The sequence below is a fragment of the Lapidilactobacillus concavus DSM 17758 genome (assembly GCF_001435835.1).
GTDB lineage: Bacteria > Bacillota > Bacilli > Lactobacillales > Lactobacillaceae > Lapidilactobacillus > Lapidilactobacillus concavus.
In genome coordinates, this window is the sequence record NZ_AZFX01000056.1 from 1 (window position 1) to 1,760 (window position 1,760).

Genomic DNA, 1,760 nt, shown 5'->3' on the forward strand with positions numbered 1-1,760 from the left:
GATTTTTCGTTCGACGAAATATTCTGCCAACAAATCTTACTCAGTTATCTTGAGTTGCCGACTAAATCAGAAGTTGCGGAAGACAATGGGCATGAATGCAGTGACAGTGGTGCTAGCTGACGAACGTGTGCAACACGTGAGTAAGCTTACAGCACGGGTAAAAATGAAGACTTTGAAACACAAAGGCTTCATTTTTAGGCGAAAGCTCCTTTAGAAGCTTGCTTCTAAAGAGCTGCAGCCGGCCCCACAGGCTAGCATGCCCATTGTCTGCAGCAACTTCGGTTCAACGCAATACCACAGCAAGAACAACCATTTTACGTAGCAACTTCGGCAAATAGCTTGAATTGTCAAATTAAGTGCAACACTACATTAAAGAATATTTCATAAGGCGTTTTCCATCCGAGACATTTACGGGGACGATTATTCATTTGTTCTGCATATGCTTGTATCCGGCGGTCAGTAATTGAATCAAGGTCAGTTCCTTTTGGCAAATATTCGCGAAGCAAGCCGTTAGTATTTTCGTTAGTTCCTCGTTGCCAAGGAGAGTGAGGATCGGGAAAGTAGAAGGGCGTACCAAACTTATCAGTTAAACATTGAACTTTGGCAAACTCTTTACCCCTATCCGGGGTAATCGTTAACGATCTACCAGGCCATAGCTTCATTAAGTCGCTCAAAGTATCCGTGACTGCTTCTGAAGTTCTTTTAGCAGCTTTACCAATAAGCAGGTAACGAGATTTTCGGTCAACCAATGTAACGACACAAGCCTTTCCGCTTTTGCCTAACACGGTATCACCTTCCCAGTGACCAATTTCTACACGGTTGTCAGCTTCTCGCGGACGATCATGAATCTTGTTGGGGATTGGAATCTTGCCTCGCTTTTCTTGATAAGCTTTATTGTGGCGAGACTTGCCGTGATGCCTTAGATGGCGCACGGCACTAGAGCTGCCAGATTTAAACAAATTATCAAATAAGCCATTGAAAATCCCACGGTAAATAGTCGTGGTACTGATCTGCACCGGATACTTTTCGACTGCCAAGCGATTCGATATTTCCTCCGGAGACCAAAGGTCTTCGCAGAAGTGTTCTCTCACCACTTCAAACACCTGAGGATTACTCAAAAGAGAGACTCTGCCACAGTTGCCTTTGCGCTGTTTGTACTTCTCCTGAGCCTTCGAAGATGAATAGGATTTACCAGTAGAATTACGGCTTAATTCTCGAGAAATGGTTGAGTAACTTTTCTTGATATGGCTGGCAATCTCACGAAGTGAGTTTCCATGATTCCTCATTAAAAAGATAGTTTCCCGTTCATCTATGGTAATATGCTTGTAGTGATCCATGGCTAAATTCCTTTCATGATTGTTTTCGCAAACATCATTTTACAGAAATTTGGCCATGGGCCATTCTTTATTTAATTAGTGTTGCACTTAAAGTGTAAATTCAAGGGTTTATTTTTTTACTTTGTGTTGCATTTCAATTGTAAATTCGCCAGTCTGAATAAAGAACTGGTCTAGTAGAGCAGGTGTTGCACTTCAATTTTAAATCGAGGTCTATTTATAATTGGCTAAATCAGGGGAGAATTGGTTTCTCCTTGAATGATCTACCTGAACATGGCGTACGCCAACGGCGTAACGTTGACCAACGATCCAAATATAATCAATCTTTGGGGCGATCAATTGAACAGCGTCCCATGATGATTAATCAACGTAATCGCATCGGCGATTTTGAACTAGATACAGTCGTTGGTCCTCGTGGGCATAGTA

At 42.3% G+C, this 1,760-nt stretch carries 1 protein-coding gene and 1 pseudogene; one reads left to right on the forward strand and one right to left on the reverse strand.

Features of this window, described 5'->3' with window-relative positions; genetic code table 11:
- Window positions 1-347 precede the first annotated feature (347 nt).
- Entirely contained in the window at window positions 348-1,337 is a 990-nt protein-coding gene (locus tag FC15_RS05495; protein WP_057824723.1) for an IS30 family transposase, read from the reverse strand.
- 206 nt (window positions 1,338-1,543) lie between these two features.
- On the opposite strand from FC15_RS05495, the pseudogene FC15_RS05500 reads away from it, so the two are divergent.
- Window positions 1,544-1,760: pseudogene (locus FC15_RS05500) on the forward strand (IS30 family transposase); the annotation flags it as partial.

What these genes read in the sequence shown, in the direction of transcription:
- FC15_RS05495 (WP_057824723.1), bottom strand. Translation starts at nt 1,337, where the DNA reads ATGGATCACTACAAGCATATTACCATAGATGAACGGGAAACTATCTTT.